The sequence below is a fragment of the Streptomyces composti genome (assembly GCF_012034205.1).
Lineage (GTDB): Bacteria > Actinomycetota > Actinomycetes > Streptomycetales > Streptomycetaceae > Streptomyces > Streptomyces composti.
Genome location: NZ_JAATEM010000002.1, coordinates 32,514 through 48,599 on the forward strand (window position 1 = coordinate 32,514; position 16,086 = coordinate 48,599).

Here is a 16,086-nt window from a genome sequence, read left to right on the forward strand (position 1 = left end):
CCGGCCTGATCGTCCCTGTGAAGGAGGTACGTGGATGACCAGTACGGTCCCCGCGCTCGGTACCCGGACGGCCGAGGGCTCTGCCCTGCAGGCCGTGCTCCTCGACATGGACGGCACGCTGGTGGACACCGAGGGCTTCTGGTGGGACGTCGAGTGCGAGGTCTTCGCCTCCCTCGGCCACACCCTCGACGAATCCTGGCGCCATGTCGTGGTCGGCGGGCCGATGACCCGCAGTGCGGGGTTCCTGATCGAGGCGACCGGCGCCGACATCTCGCTCGAGGAACTCGCGGTGCTGCTCAACGACGGCTTCGAGCAGCGCATCGACCGGGCCCTGCCGCTGATGCCGGGCGCCGCCCGGCTGCTCGCCGAACTGCGCGAGTACGAGATCCCCACGGCGCTCGTCTCCGCCTCCCACCGGCGCATCATCGACCGTGTGCTCTCCGTTCTCGGCCCGCACCACTTCGCGCTGTCGGTCGCGGGCGACGAGGTCCCGCGCACCAAGCCGCACCCCGACCCCTACCTGGCGGCCGCCGCAGGTCTCGGAGTGGACCCGATGCGGTGTGCCGTGGTCGAGGACACCGCGACCGGAGTGGCCTCGGCCGAGGCGGCAGGATGCCAGGTCGTGGCCGTGCCCTCCGTCGCGCCGATCCTGCCCGCCGCAGGGCGTACCGTCGTTCCCTCGCTGGAAGTCGTGAACCTGTCATTCCTGCACGGCCTGATGACGGAAATGCCCTGACCGTTCACCCAGCGTGCAACCGGCCTTGTGCCAGTAATTTCCAGCCGAACACGCCCTGGCCGTCAGCACATCCGTGCGAGGAAATTCGGCCCCTCGGCGGCGGATGATTTCCGGTACCACCGACCCTGTTTTTCCTGTGATTTTCACCACGTTCACAGCGGTCGAGGGTGGGGGCGGCATGTGCTGTCCGCCCCTTTTCGGCGGTCACCGGTGTGCCCTTGTGTCCCGATTGGGTGGCCGTTGTTCTGATCCTTCCCCGGGAACCTTTACCGGTGCGTTCACACCCGGTTCCGCTGCGTGATGAGGGCCCAACTCCGGTGACTGCGAACCCTTCTGCGGGTGCGGACTAATCTCATCGCGAGAACATCGCCCCAACGCCGTGGTCCGCTGCGCCACCCCTGCATGCCGGATACACGGAATCGACAGCTGTGGAGAAACCCGAGCATGAACCGGAAGACTTTGGTGCCTGCGGCCGCACTCGGCCTGCTCGCACCGGTGATCGCCGCCTGTGGTGACACCGAGAGCGGGCGCACCGACGGCGACGCGATCGTCGTCGGCACCACGGACCGGTTCACCGCCTCCGAGGAGGCACCGGCACCCCTCGACCCCGCCTACGCCTACGGCGTGGACACCTGGAACATCCTCCGCCAGACCGTGCAGACGCTGATGGTCCAGCCGCGCGGCGAGGGCGAGCCCGTGCCCGAGGCGGCCGAGTCCTGCGGCTTCACCGACGCCGGCAACGAGCGCTACAGCTGCACCCTGCGCGACGGTCTGACCTTCGCCGACGGGGACCCCGTCACCGCCGCCGATGTGAAGTACTCCATCGACCGGGCGCGCTCCCTGAAGGCCGACAGCGGTGTCTCCGCCCTGCTGAACACCATCGACACCGTGGAGACCCAGGGCGAGCGCGAGGTCGTCTTCCACCTCAGGACCGCCGACGCCACCTTCCCGTACAAGCTGTCCACCCCCGTCGCCGGCATCGTCGACCCGGACGACTACGCCAAGGACAAGCTGCGCGAGGGCTTCCGGGTCGACGGCTCCGGCCCCTACACCGTGGACATCGAGGCGAAGAACGACGAGCTGGTCCGCGCCACCTTCACCAAGAACCCCGACTACAAGGGCGCGCTGAAGGTGAACAACGACAAGGTCGTGATGGTCTCCTTCGACAGCGCCGAGGCCATGGGCGAGGCGCTGGAGAAGGATGACATCGACGTCATCAGCCGCACCATGTCGCCCGAGCAGATCAAGAAGCTCTCCGGCAACGCGGGCGACGACATCGACCTGGTCGAGCTGCCCGGCCTGGAGATCCGCTACCTGGGCTTCAACACCGAGGCCGGGCCGGTCAAGAGCAAGGCCGTCCGCCAGGCCATGGCCCAGATCGTCAACCGCGGCGAACTGGTCTCCAAGGTGTACGGCAGCCAGGCCGAGCCGCTGTTCTCCCTGGTCCCGGCCAGCGTCACCGGCCACTCCAACGCGTTCTTCAACAAGTACGGCGAGCCCAGCACCGCCAAGGCCCGCGCCCTGCTGGAGCAGGCCGGCATCTCCACCCCGGTCGAACTGACGCTGCACTACACCACGGACCACTACGGGCCGGCCACCAAGAAGGAGTTCGAGCAGCTGCAGAAGCAGCTCAACGACAGCGGCCTGTTCAAGGCGGACATCAAGGGCGAGCCCTGGGCGACCTTCCGCCCCGCCGAGCTCAAGGGCAAGTACGACGTCTACGGGATGGGCTGGTTCCCCGACTTCCCCGACGCCGACAACTTCCTCGCCCCCTTCCTGGACAAGGACAACTTCCTCAACTCGCCGTACTCCAACGCCGAGATCCAGAAGAAGCTGATTCCCCAGTCGCGCCGCCAGGCCGACCGGCTGGCAGCGGCCGGAAGCCTGACGGCGATGCAGAACACCGTGGCCGAGGACGTGCCGGTCCTGCCGCTGTGGCAGGGCAACCAGTACGTCGCCGCACGTGGCGACATCACCGGCACCGCCTACGCGCTCAACTCCTCCTCCACGCTCCAGCTGTGGGAGCTCGGCCGCGGAGTGAGCGGCTGACGGACCGTCCTGGTCCCGGGCAAGGACGTGGCCCGGGATCCGAAGCAACGAACGACAAGGCACACACGTGAACCTGCGCAACCAGTGGCGGGTCCTGCCGATCGCGGCAGTACTCGCCTCCGGCCTGCTGACCGGCTGCGGATCGGAGAACGGCGACTCGGGGGACGACGGCAACAACGTCGTCGTCGGCATGTCCGACGACGTCCTCGCCACCGACCCCGCATCGGGCTACGACCCGGGCTCCTGGCTGTTGTTCAACAACGTCTTCCAGTCGCTGCTCAGCTTCCCCAAGGGAGGCACCGAGCCGCAGCCGGAGGCGGCCCGGGAATGCTCGTTCCAGGGCACCGGGACCAAGGTCTACACGTGCACCCTCAAGGACGGGCTGAAGTTCAGCAACGGTGACCCGCTCACCTCGAAGGACGTCAAGTTCTCCTTCGACCGCATGCTGAAGATCGACGACCCCGACGGCCCGGCGATCATGTTCCCGAGCCTGGAGAAGGTGGAGACCCCGGACGACAAGACCGTCGTTTTCCGCCTCAACACGCCCGACGCCACCTTCCCGAGCAAGATCGCGTCCGGTGCCGGCTCCATCGTCAACCACCGCGAGTACGACGCCGACGGGCTGCGCGAGGACCGCAAGGCGGTCGGCTCAGGCCCCTACAAGCTGGACTCCTTCACCGACACGCAAGCCGTCTTCTCGGTCAACGAGCACTACAAGGGCACCGCCAAGCCCAAGAACAGCGGCGTCACGCTGAAGTTCTTCCACGGTGACCAGGACGCCTTGAAGAAGGCTGTCCAGAACGCCGAGGTCGACGTCGCCTACCGTGGCCTCACCGCCCAGGCCATCTCCGACCTGGAGAAGTCCGACGACGGCACCGGCGCCATCGAGGTCATAGAGGGCAGCAGCGCCGAGGTCCAGCACCTGGTGTTCAACATGGACCACCCGGTCACCGGCAAGCTCGGCGTGCGCAAGGCCATCGCCCATCTGATCGACCGCGACGCCCTGATCCAGGACGTCTACCAGGGCACCGCCACCCCGCTGTACTCGATCATCCCGGCCGGCATCAGCGGCCACAACACCGCCTTCTTCGACACCTACGGCGACCGTCCCTCCAAGGCCAAGGCCGCCGCGGCGCTCGCCGGTGAGGGCATCACCGGCAAGGTGAAGCTCACCCTGTGGTCCACCCCGTCCCGCTACGGCCCGGCCACCGACCAGGAACTCGCCGCGATCGCCAAGCAGCTCAACGCCTCCGGCCTGTTCGACGCCCAGATGAAGTCCGTCGACTTCGAGCAGTACGAGAAGGACATCGAGGCCGGCAAGTACGGCGTCTACGTCAAGGGCTGGGTCCCGGACTACCCCGACGCCGACAACTTCACCGGCCCCTTCTTCGGCGAGGGCAACGTCCTGAACAACAACTACGAGAACGACACCATCACCGGCTCGCTGATCCCCAGCACCGCCGCCGAGGGTGACCGCTCCGCCACCGACCAGGACTTCAGCAGGCTCCAGGACATCGTCGCCGAGGAACTGCCCGTCCTCCCGGTGTGGCAGGGCAAGCAGTACGCGGTCGTCCGCGACGGCGTCGCCGGACTCGAGTACTGCCTCGACGCCTCCACCGTCTTCCGCTTCTGGGAGATCAGCAAGAGCGAGGTCTGAGCGGGCCACGGCCCGGCAACGGCAACAGGCGCCCCTTCCCGCGGGAAGGGGCGCCTGCCTCGTTCTGAACCGTTCCGAGCAGTCGCGGAGGTCGCGGGAGTCGCGCTGTTCTGTTCCGGCTCGCAGCGACCGTCTCCGGCGCCCGGATCCGGGGTCTCGTCACTGCGTGCCGGGACGCACAAGCCCGCTCTCGTAGGCGTACACCGCCGCCTGCACCCGGTCCCTGAGGCCCAGCTTGGTCAGCACATGCCCCACATGTGTCTTCACGGTCGTCTCGCTGACGAACAGATCCGCCGCGATCTCCGCGTTCGACAGGCCGCGCGCCACCAGCTTCAGCACCTCGACCTCACGGTCGGTCAGCGTGTGCAGCGTGTCCGGCACCGGCTCCTCGCCCGAGGGCAGATGCGTCGCGTACTTGTCCAGCAGCCGCCGGGTGATGCTGGGCGCCAGCATCGCCTCACCGGCCGCCACCACCCGGATCGCCTGGACCAGCTCGTTGGCCGGGGCGTCCTTCAGCAGGAAGCCGCTGGCCCCCGCCTTCAGCGCCTCCACCACGTACTCGTCCAGGTCGAAGGTGGTCAGCACCAGCACCTTGGCCGGGCCGTTCCGCTCCGGGCCGGTGATCTGCCGGGTCGCCTCCACCCCGTCCATCCGCGGCATGCGGATGTCCATCAGCACCACATCGGGCTGCAGGGCACGCACCTGGTCGAGAGCCTGGAGGCCGTCACCGGCCTCGCCGACGACCGCGATGTCCTGCTCGGCCTCCAGGATCATCCGGAAACCCGTTCGCAGCAGCGGCTGGTCGTCGACCAGTAGGACGCGGATGGCCACGTAAGTCTCCTTCTCGCTAGTCCGGCCCCATTCTGCCCTGTTGAGGCCCGCCGGACCCGGCCGCCCTCACCGGGAGCGGATACGGCGGGGGAGTGCCGCCGAACTCCGGGCAGAGCGCCTGGTGGTCGCACCAGCCGCACAGCTTCGTCGGACGCGGCCGCCAGTCACCCGTCTCCGTCGCCCGCCGGATCGCCTCCCACAGCGCCAGCAGCTTGCGCTCCACCCGCTGCAGATCGGCCGGCACCGGGTCGTAGGTGAGCACCTCGCCGCTGCCCAGATACACCAGCTGCAGCCGGCGCGGGACCACGCCCTTCAGCCGCCACACCACCAGTGCGTAGAACTTCATCTGGAACAGGGCGTCCTCCGCGTACTCCGGGCGGGGCGCCCTGCCCGTCTTGTAGTCGACGATGCGGACCTCGCCGGTCGGGGCCACGTCCACCCGGTCGATGATGCCGCGCAGGACCAGCCCCGACTCCAGCTCCGCCTCGACGAACAGCTCCCGCTCCGCGGGCTCGAGCCGGCTCGGGTCCTCCAGCGTGAACCACCGCTCGACCAGCGCCTCCGCCTCGGCGAGCCAGCGCGACAGCCGCTCGCCCTCCGGGTCGTCGGCGAACAGCTCCAGGATCTCCGGCCGGGACTCGCGCAGCCGGTCCCACTGGGCCGGGATCAGCGCCTTCGCCCGCGGCGCGGTCCGCTCGGCCGCCGGGGCGTCGAACAGCCGCTCGAGCACCGCGTGCACCAGCGTGCCCCGGGTCGCCGCCTCGGTGGGCTTCTCCGGCAGCCGGTCGATGACCCGGAACCGGTACAGCAGCGGGCAGCGCATGAAGTCGCTCGCACGCGAGGGGGACAGCGAGGCGGGCGGTATGGCCGGGACCCCGGCCGGCACGTCCGGCTCGTCCCGCGGCACGACCGCGCTCCCGTCGCACTGCTGCGCGTCCTCGGTGCTCGTCTCCATGACCACAGACCATACGACCCGCCACCGACAGTGACGCGGGCGCCCGTGGAACGGGACGCGGCGGGAGCCGGCAGGACGCGGACGTACGGAGGGGTACTCCGGGGCGAGGAGGGAAAGGAGGGGAGCGAGAGGCGCGGTCGCGGGCGGAGAACGACAGGGGTGCCGAGGCGAGACGGGCGGCGACGGCCGCATACCATCGACTCGAGACCCTCCCGTCCGGCAGGCGCGGGAGACGCAGCGAACGAGGGGACACCGGTGGACGTAAGCGGCGGGCGCGGGCAGCCGCGGCCCGGCAACGACAAGTCGGCCGAGCACCACCACGAGCCCATCCCTCCGGCCCCCGACCCGGCCACCCCTGTGCCCCCGGCCGCCGAGCAGTCCGGCGCGGGCGGCCCCGCGCCGAACGCCCGCCATGACGAGAAGACCGGCACCGGCCCCGCCGGGCGGGACACCGGACCGGACCCGGCCGCCACGACCGGGAGCGAGGGCGCCGCCGCCCGCCGGCCGGACGGGACGTCCGCCGGCACCGAACGCGGCACCGCGCGCCCTGACGACTCCGCCGCGCCGACGGACGAGGTGTCCCGCCCCCGGCACACCGGGGCCGGTACCGCCGAGCCGTCCGGGACCCCGGCCGGGAACGGGCCCGGCGGCATCCCCGGCGGCGGGGACGCCGGCATCGCTCCACCCGCCGACGGGACGCCCGCGCGGAACGCGGCCACTGCCCGCACGGACGGCCGGTCCGACGCCCGGGCGGCCGCTGCCCCCGCCACGCCGTCCGACGGGACCTCGTCGGACGCCGTCGCCCGGCGTGCGGACGGTGCGCCCGGCGACGGGACGGCAGGCTCCGGAACCGGAGGCGCGGGCGACCCTGGGCAGGGCGCGCGCCAGGGCGCCGGTTCCGAAGGGCAGGGCGCGCCGCGTCCCGACGCCGGCCAGGCCGATGCGGCCGGGTCCGGTGCCGTGCCGCCGCGCGAGCCGCAGACCGGCGGGCACCGTGACCAGGGCGCCTCGTCCTCCGGGCGGGGCGACACCCAGGGCTCCGCGCCCCGGCACACCGCTACCGGTGCAGGACCCGCCGGCGCCGACGGGCCCACGGGCGGTCCTTCCGGCCGGTCCGGGCGCACCCCCGCGCACTCCGGCAACACGGGCGGGAAGGGGAGCGCGCCCGAGCCGTCGCGGCGCGGCGGGCTGCTGATGGGGCGGCCGTTCGGTGTGCCGGTGTATGTGGCGCCGAGCTGGTTCCTCGTCGCCGTGCTGATCACCTGGGTGTTCGGCGGGCAGGTCGACCGCGTGCTCCCCGAGCTCGGGGCCGCCAGCTACCTGGTCTCGCTGTTCTTCGCGGTCGCGTTCTACGCCTCCGTGCTGGTCCACGAGCTGGCACACACGCTCGCCGCCCTCCGCTTCAAGCTCCCGGTCCGCCGGATCCAGCTGCAGTTCTTCGGCGGTGTCTCCGAGATCGAGAAGGAGGCCGAGACCCCGGGCCGGGAGTTCGTGCTGGCCTTCGTCGGCCCGCTGCTGTCGCTGGTGCTGTCCGGCCTCTTCTACCTGGCCCTGCTCGCCGTCGACCCCGGCACCGTCCCCGGCGTCCTGCTGGCCGGCCTGATGATCTCCAACCTGATCGTGGCCGCCTTCAACCTCCTGCCGGGCCTCCCGCTGGACGGCGGGCGCATGCTCCGCGCCGTGGTGTGGAAGATCAGCGGCAAGCCCATGACCGGCACCGTCGCCGCCGCCTGGGTCGGCCGCGCCCTCGCCGTCTCCGTGCTGATCGGGCTGCCGCTGGTCACCCAGTCCGGCGCCCTGGGCTCCGACGCCGAGGACGGTGTCGGCATGGACACCGTGCTGGACGCCCTGCTCGCCGCGATCCTCGCCGCGATCATCTGGACCGGCGCCGGCAACAGCCTGCGCATGGCCCGGCTGCGCGAGCACCTGCCCGAGCTGCGCGCCCGCACCCTCACCCGCAGGGCCGTCCCGGTGGAGACCGACACTCCGCTGTCCGAGGCCCTGCGCCGCGCCAACGCCGCCGGGGCCCGCGCCCTGGTCGTCGTCGACGCAGAGGGCAGCCCCGTCGCCATCGTCCGCGAGGCCGCCATCGTCGGCGTGCCCGAGCACCGCCGCCCCTGGGTCCCCGTCGGCACCCTCGCCCAGGACCTCACCGACGGCATGCGGGTCTCCGCCGAGCTGGCCGGCGAGGACCTCCTCGACGCCCTGCGGGCGACCCCCGCCACCGAGTACCTGGTCGTCGAGGAGACCGGAGAGATCTACGGCGTGCTCAGCGCCGCCGACGTGGAGCGGGCCTTCGTCAAGGCCATGGCCCGGCCCAGCTGAACCGCGCCCGGCCCGGCCCGGCCGAACCGTGGTCGGAGCGGCCGCGGCGAGCGGTTAGGCTTGGTCACATGTCCGAACCGACCGGTGCCGCCCGCCGCCGCGGGCCCTTCAAGGTCGGGGACCAGGTACAGCTGACCGACCCCAAGGGCCGCCACTACACGTTCACGCTCGAGGCCGGGAAGAACTTCCACACCCACAAGGGTTCCTTCCCGCACGACGAACTGATCGGCGCTCCCGAGGGAAGCGTTGTCCGCACCACCGGGAACGTCGCCTACCTCGCGCTGCGCCCCCTGCTCCCCGACTACGTCCTGTCCATGCCCCGCGGGGCAGCCGTCGTCTACCCGAAGGACGCGGGGCAGATCCTCGCCTTCGCCGACATCTTCCCCGGCGCGCGCGTCGTCGAGGCCGGCGTCGGCTCCGGCTCGCTCAGCAGCTTCCTGCTGCGCGCCATCGGCGACCAGGGCATGCTGCACAGTTACGAACGCCGCGAGGACTTCGCCGAGATCGCCCGGCAGAACGTCGAGCGCTACTTCGGCGGCCCGCACCCGGCCTGGCAGCTGACCGTCGGCGACCTGCAGGACAACCTGTCCGACACCGACGTCGACCGGGTCATCCTCGACATGCTCGCCCCCTGGGAGTGCCTGGAGGCCGTCTCCAAGGCGCTCGTCCCGGGCGGCATCCTGTGCTGCTACGTCGCCACCACCACCCAGCTCGCCCGGACCGTGGAGTCCATCCGCGAGATCGGCTGCTTCAACGAGCCGACCGCCTGGGAGACGATGATCCGCAACTGGCACATCGAGGGCCTGGCCGTGCGCCCGGACCACCGGATGATCGGCCACACCGGCTTCCTGCTCACGGCCCGCCGCCTCGCCGACGGCGTCGAGCCGCCCATGCGCCGCCGCCGCCCCGCCAAGGGCGCCTACGGCGAGGACTACACGGGCCCCAACGCCGGCGGAGGCACCGCTCGCTGACGCCGTCCGGCGCACCGTCAACCCACCGGCGCCGTGCCGCAGTTCCGCCCCCGGGCGGGGAACTGCGGCACGGCGCCGCCGCGTTGCGGAAGCGATCCGGCGCTCGCCGCGGACGTGCGCAGCACAACTGCGCACCCCGCCGTTCCCACCGGCTGTGACGTGTGGCACCATGCTGGCCACCCCCACCGGCACAGCCCTCACAGGAGACACTCCTCGTGCAGCCATCCGCCGTTCCGGAGCTCGCCCACACGCACACCCGCCCCATCCACTGGGTCGCCACCGCAACGGCCGTCGCCGGAGTCGTGGCGCTCTCCTCGGTCCTCCAGCCGGACGCCGCCACCGCCGCCCAGACCCCCGGCGCCGAGCCGAAGAGCGCCCCGGCGCACGTCGCCCCGCCCGATCCCGGGGCCGTGGAGTTCCCGCTCGACTGCGGCCCGGTGAAGGCCGTCGTGAAGCAGAAGGCGTCCGGGGACCTGGACGGTGACGGACGCCCGGAGACGGTCGCCGCGGTCCACTGCGACTCGCCCATGGGCACCCCGCCCGACGGCCTCTACGTCCTCACCCAGGCCCCCGGCAGCGGCGAACCGCGCGTGGTGGCCACCCTCGTCGATCCCGGGGACCAGACCAACGTCGACGACTTCACCGTGCGCAACGGCGTCATCGGTGCCACCGTGCTCGGCTACTCCTCGTCCGACGTGCCCCGTTGCTGCCCCGATGTGCGCAAGACGGTGAAGTGGCAGTGGGACGACGGCGCGTTCGTGCGCTCCGGCCCGGCCGACGCCCGGCGGGTATGAGACACCGGCGGCACGCCGGTGCGGGATGCCGGGCGGCGATGACCGACGGTGCCCCGGCCGTCACCCCGCGTCGGGACCGTACACCTCGACACTGTCCGAAACGCGGCGTACGTGGATGCACTCGCCCGGGCACTCCTTCGCCGAGTCGATCACGTCCGTGACGAGCGGCAGCGGTACGGGCGTTGTGGCCCCCTTCTCCTGCAGCAGCTCGTCGTCCGCGCCCTTCACGTACGCCAGACCGTCGGTGTCCAGCTCGAACACCTCCGGCGCGTACTGGGCGCAGATGCCGTCGCCGGTGCACAGGTCCTGGTCGATCCAGACCTCCAGGGCCTCGGTGCCGCCACCGGCCTGCTGCTGCACGCTCATCTCTCCTGCCGTCTCGGGTGGCGGAGCGGCACGGGAATCCGGCCAGCTCCGACGGGTGTTGAACACCTCGACCCTACCTCTGCCTGGGTTCCGATCGACTTCCGTGGGTATTCCCCTGGCGTGAGGGAGAGCGCAAGGGTGAAGATCAGACACACCCCGACCGTCTTTGTGATCTAGGGGTTTCAATCGACACCCGCCCAGGTAGGGTCTGGAAGCGTCCAGCTCCCCTTGGAGGAGGTGAGGACCGTGGCAGCCCACGACGACGACACTAACCGCGGCATCCGCCCGGGACGCGGGTCCGACGACCCGGCCGGGCAGATCGCCTACCTTGAGCAGGAGATCGCCGTCCTGCGACGCAAGCTCGCCGACTCTCCGCGACACACGAGAATTCTCGAAGAGCGGATCGTCGAGCTGCAGACCAACCTGGCCGGCGTTTCCGCCCAGAACGAACGACTTGCCAACACGCTCCGTGAGGCCCGGGACCAGATCGTGGCCCTCAAGGAGGAGGTCGACCGGCTCGCGCAGCCCCCGGCCGGTTTCGGGGTCTTCCTGCAGGCCAACGAGGACGGCACCGCCGACATCTTCACCGGTGGCCGCAAGCTCCGCGTGAACGTCAGCCCCAACGTCGAGCTCGACGAGCTGCAGCGCGGCCAGGAAGTGCTGCTCAACGAAGCGCTCAACGTGGTCGAGGCCATGGAGTTCGAGCGCGTGGGCGAGATCGTCACCCTCAAGGAGATCCTCGAGGACGGCGAGCGCGCCCTGGTGCTCGGGCACACCGACGAGGAGAGGGTGGTGCGGCTCGCCGAGCCGCTGCTGGACGCCACCATCCGCGCGGGTGACGCCCTGCTGCTGGAGCCCCGCTCCGGCTACGTCTACGAGGTCGTCCCGAAGAGCGAGGTCGAGGAGCTCGTTCTCGAGGAGGTCCCGGACATCGGCTACGAGCAGATCGGTGGTCTCAGCAACCAGATCGAGGCCATCCGTGACGCCGTCGAGCTGCCGTACCTCTACCCCGACCTGTTCAAGGAGCACGAACTGCGCCCGCCCAAGGGCGTGCTGCTCTACGGCCCGCCCGGATGCGGCAAGACGCTGATCGCCAAGGCCGTCGCCAACTCGCTGGCCAAGAAGGTCGCCGAGGTGACGGGCCAGGCCGCCGGCAAGAGCTTCTTCCTCAACATCAAGGGCCCGGAGCTGCTCAACAAGTACGTCGGCGAGACCGAGCGGCAGATCCGCCTGGTCTTCCAGCGGGCCCGTGAGAAGGCCAGCGAGGGCACACCCGTCATCGTCTTCTTCGACGAGATGGAGTCCCTCTTCCGCACCCGCGGCTCCGGCGTCAGCTCGGACGTGGAGAACACCATCGTCCCGCAGCTGCTCGCCGAGATCGACGGCGTGGAGGGGCTGCAGAACGTGGTCGTGATCGGTGCCTCCAACCGTGAGGACATGATCGACCCCGCGATCCTGCGGCCCGGCCGGCTCGACGTGAAGATCAAGATCGAACGTCCGGACGCGGAAGCCGCCAAGGACATCTTCGGCAAGTACCTCACCGAGCGGCTCCCGCTGCACGCCGACGACCTCGCCGAGCACGGCGGCGACAAGGCCATGACGGTCCAGAGCATGATCCAGACCGCCGTGGAACAGATGTACGCGGAATCCGAGGAGAACCGCTTCCTCGAGGTCACCTACGCCAATGGCGACAAGGAAGTCCTCTACTTCAAGGACTTCAATTCCGGCGCCATGATCGAGAACATCGTGGGCCGCGCCAAGAAGATGGCGATCAAGGACTATCTCGAGAAGAACCAGAAGGGTCTCCGCGTCTCCCATCTGCTCCAGGCCTGCGTGGACGAATTCAAGGAGAACGAGGACCTGCCGAACACCACGAACCCGGACGACTGGGCCCGGATCTCCGGAAAGAAGGGCGAGCGGATCGTCTACATCCGCACCCTCATCACCGGAAAGCAGGGCGCGGACACCGGACGCTCCATCGACACGGTGGCGAACACCGGTCAGTACCTGTAAAACGCAGGGCGGCTGCGGGTGCCCTCGGCGGGTACCCGCAGCCGACTGCTTTTCGGGCCCACGGCTGGAGCACAGCAATGACGCAAATGATCTCCCCGCCGGCGCAGAGGCGTTCTAGGCTCTTCCGTACCGCCGCGTCGCGCAGTGCGGGGACGGGCACCGCACACGCACCCGAGCGCCAGCGGTACTGCGGCGCCCCCGACCGGGGACGCCGCCGGGCAAGGAGGGCCGCATGACCGTACGGCGAGTAATGGGCATCGAGACGGAGTACGGAATCTCCGTCCCCGGCCACCCGAACGCCAATGCCATGCTCACCTCGTCCCAGATCGTCAACGCCTACGCGGCCGCGATGCACCGGGCCCGCCGGGCCCGCTGGGACTTCGAGGAGGAGAACCCCCTGCGCGACGCGCGAGGCTTCGACCTGGCCCGGGAGGCCGCCGACGCCAGCCAGCTCACCGACGAGGACATCGGCCTCGCCAACGTGATCCTCACCAACGGTGCCCGGCTCTACGTCGACCACGCCCATCCGGAGTACAGCGCCCCCGAGGTCACCAACCCGCGCGACGCCGTGCTCTGGGACAAGGCCGGCGAGCGGATCATGGCCGAGGCCGCGGAACGCGCCGCCCAGCTGCCCGGTGCCCAGCCGATCCACCTCTACAAGAACAACACCGACAACAAGGGCGCCTCCTACGGCACGCACGAGAACTACCTGATGAAGCGGGAGACCCCCTTCTCGGACATCGTGCGCCACCTGACGCCCTTCTTCGTCTCCCGCCAGGTCTTCGCGGGCGCGGGACGCGTCGGCATCGGCCAGGACGGCCACGAGCACGGCTTCCAGCTGAGCCAGCGCGCGGACTACTTCGAGGTCGAGGTGGGCCTCGAGACGACGCTCAAGCGCCCGATCATCAACACCCGCGACGAGCCGCACGCGGACGCCGAGAAGTACCGCAGGCTGCATGTGATCATCGGCGACGCGAACCTCTCCGAGATCTCGACCTACCTCAAGCTCGGCACCACGGCGCTGGTGCTGTCCATGATCGAGGACGGCTTCATCGCGGTCGACCTGGCCGTGGACCAGCCGGTGCGCACCCTGCACCAGGTCTCGCACGACCCGACGCTCAAGCGCCTGGTCACGCTGCGCAGCGGGCGCACACTCACCGCGGTGCAGCTCCAGATGGAGTACTACGAGCTGTCCCGCAAGTACGTCGAGGAGCGCTTCGGGGACGACGCCGACGAGCAGACCAAGGACGTCCTGGCCCGCTGGGAGGACACCCTCACGCGCCTGGAGAACGACCCGATGAGCCTGGCCGGCGAGCTGGACTGGGTCGCCAAGCGGGAGCTGATGGAGGGCTACCGGCGCCGGGACAACCTGGACTGGGACGCGGCGCGGCTGCATCTGGTCGACCTGCAGTACGCCGACGTACGGCCCGACAAGGGCCTGTACAACCGTCTGGTGGCCCGCGGGCGGATGAAGCGGCTGCTGGACGAGAGCGAGGTGGACAGGGCCCGTACGAAGCCTCCGGAGGACACCCGGGCGTACTTCCGCGGGCGCTGTCTGGAGCAGTACGCGGACGACGTGGCGGCGGCCTCCTGGGACTCGGTGATCTTCGATCTGCCGGGACGGGACTCGCTGCAGCGGGTGCCGACCCTGGAGCCGCTTCGCGGAACGCGTAATCACGTCAAGGAGCTGCTGGACCGTTGCCGCACGGCCGAGGACCTGGTCAGGGTGTTGTCCGGGGGGTGAGACGGCGGCCCGGGGGGAATCCTGGGTACCCGGGCTCCCCGGAAGGTCCGGCCGGACAGGGTGGAAACACCCCCGTCCGGGAATCATCGAGGTGGTCCCCGTACGTTGGAGCAACTACGGGGCCGTTGTCGGACCCGGCTTGTAGGGTCTGATCTTGACCGAGCAACTGTGTCGGGCTAACCGAGCGGGGTGAGGGTGATGGCGACCAAGGACACCGGCGGCGGACAGCAGAAGGCCACGCGGTCCACGGAGGAGGTCGAGGAGCAGGCTGCGGAGACGCAGGCCTCCGAGGACCTCAAGGAGCGGCAGGAGAAGCTCTCCGACGACGTGGACTCCGTGCTGGACGAGATCGACGACGTGCTCGAGGAGAACGCCGAGGACTTCGTGCGCTCCTTCGTGCAAAAGGGCGGACAGTAAAGGTCGGCGGCTCACTTCACCTTCGAAACCAAGACACGGGGGCATGGAGTGGGTGGCGGGCCTCGGGTGCGGTGCCGGCAGTGCGCGGCGGGCTTCGGGTCCGCGCGCTGCCGGCACCGGCCTCTCGCCGTGCCCGCCGGGACCGGATGTGCCGGATGTGAGGGACCGACCGCCCCTGGGCGGGCGGTAGTTGCATATGTTTGTCAGCGCCCGCAGCGCATGTGGATCACTGCCAGGAGAGGGGTAGGGTCCGTGGCGTACTGTGCTTCAGCAGCAGGCCGCGCTGGGGCAGTTCAGGACCGGCCCGATGCCATCAGGCGGGCTGCCGCTACGTGGAAGGAATCGCGTGGAAGCCAACTCTCGTGACACCGGGCGTCTGCCAGCTGCCTTCCTGACGCCAGGGTCTTCCTCCTTCATGGACTTCCTCTCCGAGCACCAGCCGGAGCTGCTGCCGGGCAGGAGGTCGCTGCCGCCGGTTCAGGGCGCCCTCGAGGCGCCGCACGGCACGACGATCGTCGCCGTGACGTTCCCCGGCGGCGTGGTCCTCGCCGGTGACCGGCGGGCGACCATGGGCAATGTGATCGCGCAGCGGGACATCGAGAAGGTGTTCCCGGCCGACGAGTACTCCGCGGTGGGCATCGCCGGCACCGCGGGCATCGCCGTGGAGATGGTGAAGCTGTTCCAGCTGGAGCTGGAGCACTTCGAGAAGGTCGAGGGCGTGCAGCTGTCCCTCGAGGGCAAGGCGAACCGGCTGTCGACCATGATCCGCTCCAATCTGGGCATGGCCATGCAGGGCCTGGCCGTGGTCCCGCTGTTCGCCGGGTACGACGTGGACCGGGAGAAGGGGCGGATCTTCTCCTACGACGTCACCGGCGGCCGCTCCGAGGAGCACGGCTTCGCGGCGACCGGCTCGGGTTCGATCTTCGCCCGCGGCGCGATGAAGAAGCTCTACCGGGACGATCTCAGCGAGAACGAGGCCACCACGCTGGTGGTGCAGGCCCTGTACGACGCGGCCGACGACGACTCGGCGACCGGTGGTCCCGATGTCGCCCGCCGGATCTATCCGATCGTCACCGTGATCACCGAGGACGGCTTCCGCCGGCTGACCGAGGACGAGTCCTCCGAGATCGCCCGGTCCGTGCTGGAGCGGCGGCTGGAGCAGCCGGACGGGCCGAGGGCGGCGCTGCTGTAGCCGGCCGCGACGTCCGTGTGGTGTGGGTGATCCAGT

The 16,086-nt window shown here is 70.2% G+C and carries 13 protein-coding genes; 10 read left to right on the forward strand and 3 right to left on the reverse strand.

Going from position 1 to position 16,086, the window contains the following annotated elements; translation table 11 throughout:
- The first annotated feature begins 34 nt into the window (after nt 1–34).
- From HCJ93_RS01795 to HCJ93_RS01805, 3 genes are all read left to right on the forward strand, one after another.
- The gene (locus tag HCJ93_RS01795) at nt 35–736 is read left to right on the forward strand and encodes an HAD family hydrolase (RefSeq protein ID WP_167990447.1); all 702 of its coding nucleotides are present in this window, start codon (nt 35–37) and stop codon (nt 734–736) included.
- A gap of 444 nt (nt 737–1,180) precedes the next feature.
- Nucleotides 1,181–2,785 carry an ABC transporter substrate-binding protein gene (locus HCJ93_RS01800; RefSeq protein ID WP_167990449.1) on the forward strand — a complete coding sequence of 535 codons (1,605 nt, stop codon included), beginning with the start codon at nt 1,181–1,183 and terminating at the stop codon, nt 2,783–2,785.
- Between the two features lie 67 nt (nt 2,786–2,852).
- Nucleotides 2,853–4,442, forward strand: a complete 1,590-nt coding sequence (locus tag HCJ93_RS01805; protein ID WP_167990450.1) for an ABC transporter substrate-binding protein — start codon at nt 2,853–2,855, stop codon at nt 4,440–4,442.
- A gap of 159 nt (nt 4,443–4,601) precedes the next feature.
- Here HCJ93_RS01805 and HCJ93_RS01810 read toward each other — a convergent pair whose 3' ends face one another.
- A complete protein-coding gene (locus tag HCJ93_RS01810) occupies nt 4,602–5,273 on the reverse strand; it encodes a response regulator (RefSeq protein ID WP_167990452.1) in 672 nt (223 codons plus the stop codon).
- A gap of 16 nt (nt 5,274–5,289) precedes the next feature.
- On the reverse strand, nt 5,290–6,228 hold the full coding sequence (locus tag HCJ93_RS01815) for a RecB family exonuclease (protein WP_167990454.1): 939 nt from the start codon (nt 6,226–6,228) through the stop codon (nt 5,290–5,292).
- Nucleotides 6,229–6,879: 651 nt separating this feature from the next.
- On the opposite strand from HCJ93_RS01815, the gene HCJ93_RS01820 reads away from it, so the two are divergent.
- The 3 genes from HCJ93_RS01820 (at nt 6,880) to HCJ93_RS01830 (ending at nt 10,318) form a co-directional block, all read left to right on the forward strand.
- Nucleotides 6,880–8,553 (forward strand): site-2 protease family protein, encoded by a 1,674-nt coding sequence (locus HCJ93_RS01820; RefSeq protein WP_167990823.1) that lies wholly within the window; start codon nt 6,880–6,882, stop codon nt 8,551–8,553.
- 68 nt (nt 8,554–8,621) lie between these two features.
- The gene (locus tag HCJ93_RS01825) at nt 8,622–9,524 is read left to right on the forward strand and encodes a tRNA (adenine-N1)-methyltransferase (protein ID WP_167990455.1); all 903 of its coding nucleotides are present in this window, start codon (nt 8,622–8,624) and stop codon (nt 9,522–9,524) included.
- Between the two features lie 215 nt (nt 9,525–9,739).
- The gene (locus HCJ93_RS01830) at nt 9,740–10,318 is read left to right on the forward strand and encodes a hypothetical protein (RefSeq protein WP_167990457.1); all 579 of its coding nucleotides are present in this window, start codon (nt 9,740–9,742) and stop codon (nt 10,316–10,318) included.
- Nucleotides 10,319–10,378: 60 nt separating this feature from the next.
- Here the strand turns inward: HCJ93_RS01830 and HCJ93_RS01835 are convergent, their stop codons facing one another.
- Complete coding sequence (locus tag HCJ93_RS01835) at nt 10,379–10,684, reverse strand: ferredoxin (RefSeq protein ID WP_167990458.1); 306 nt, start codon at nt 10,682–10,684, stop codon at nt 10,379–10,381.
- A 246-nt stretch (nt 10,685–10,930) separates the two neighbouring features.
- On the opposite strand from HCJ93_RS01835, the gene arc reads away from it, so the two are divergent.
- The 4 genes from arc (at nt 10,931) to prcB (ending at nt 16,050) form a co-directional block, all read left to right on the forward strand.
- Nucleotides 10,931–12,697 carry a proteasome ATPase gene (arc, locus tag HCJ93_RS01845; RefSeq protein WP_167990460.1) on the forward strand — a complete coding sequence of 589 codons (1,767 nt, stop codon included), beginning with the start codon at nt 10,931–10,933 and terminating at the stop codon, nt 12,695–12,697.
- Between the two features lie 232 nt (nt 12,698–12,929).
- Nucleotides 12,930–14,441, forward strand: coding sequence for a depupylase/deamidase Dop (dop, locus tag HCJ93_RS01850; RefSeq protein ID WP_373563543.1), 1,512 nt, complete (start codon nt 12,930–12,932; stop codon nt 14,439–14,441).
- Nucleotides 14,442–14,639: 198 nt separating this feature from the next.
- Nucleotides 14,640–14,858 (forward strand): ubiquitin-like protein Pup, encoded by a 219-nt coding sequence (locus HCJ93_RS01855; RefSeq protein ID WP_019757212.1) that lies wholly within the window; start codon nt 14,640–14,642, stop codon nt 14,856–14,858.
- 346 nt (nt 14,859–15,204) lie between these two features.
- Nucleotides 15,205–16,050 carry a proteasome subunit beta gene (prcB, locus tag HCJ93_RS01860; protein ID WP_167990462.1) on the forward strand — a complete coding sequence of 282 codons (846 nt, stop codon included), beginning with the start codon at nt 15,205–15,207 and terminating at the stop codon, nt 16,048–16,050.
- Nucleotides 16,051–16,086: the final 36 nt, after the last annotated feature.

Bases quoted from the DNA above. Each gene is read 5' to 3' on its own strand.
- HCJ93_RS01795 (WP_167990447.1), top strand. From the start codon at position 35: ATGACCAGTACGGTCCCCGCGCTCGGTACCCGGACGGCCGAGGGCTCT.
- HCJ93_RS01800 (WP_167990449.1), top strand. From the start codon at position 1,181: ATGAACCGGAAGACTTTGGTGCCTGCGGCCGCACTCGGCCTGCTCGCA.
- HCJ93_RS01815 (WP_167990454.1), bottom strand. From the start codon at position 6,228: ATGGAGACGAGCACCGAGGACGCGCAGCAGTGCGACGGGAGCGCGGTC.
- HCJ93_RS01825 (WP_167990455.1), top strand. From the start codon at position 8,622: ATGTCCGAACCGACCGGTGCCGCCCGCCGCCGCGGGCCCTTCAAGGTC.
- HCJ93_RS01835 (WP_167990458.1), bottom strand. From the start codon at position 10,684: ATGAGCGTGCAGCAGCAGGCCGGTGGCGGCACCGAGGCCCTGGAGGTC.
- dop (WP_373563543.1), top strand. From the start codon at position 12,930: ATGACCGTACGGCGAGTAATGGGCATCGAGACGGAGTACGGAATCTCC.
- HCJ93_RS01855 (WP_019757212.1), top strand. From the start codon at position 14,640: ATGGCGACCAAGGACACCGGCGGCGGACAGCAGAAGGCCACGCGGTCC.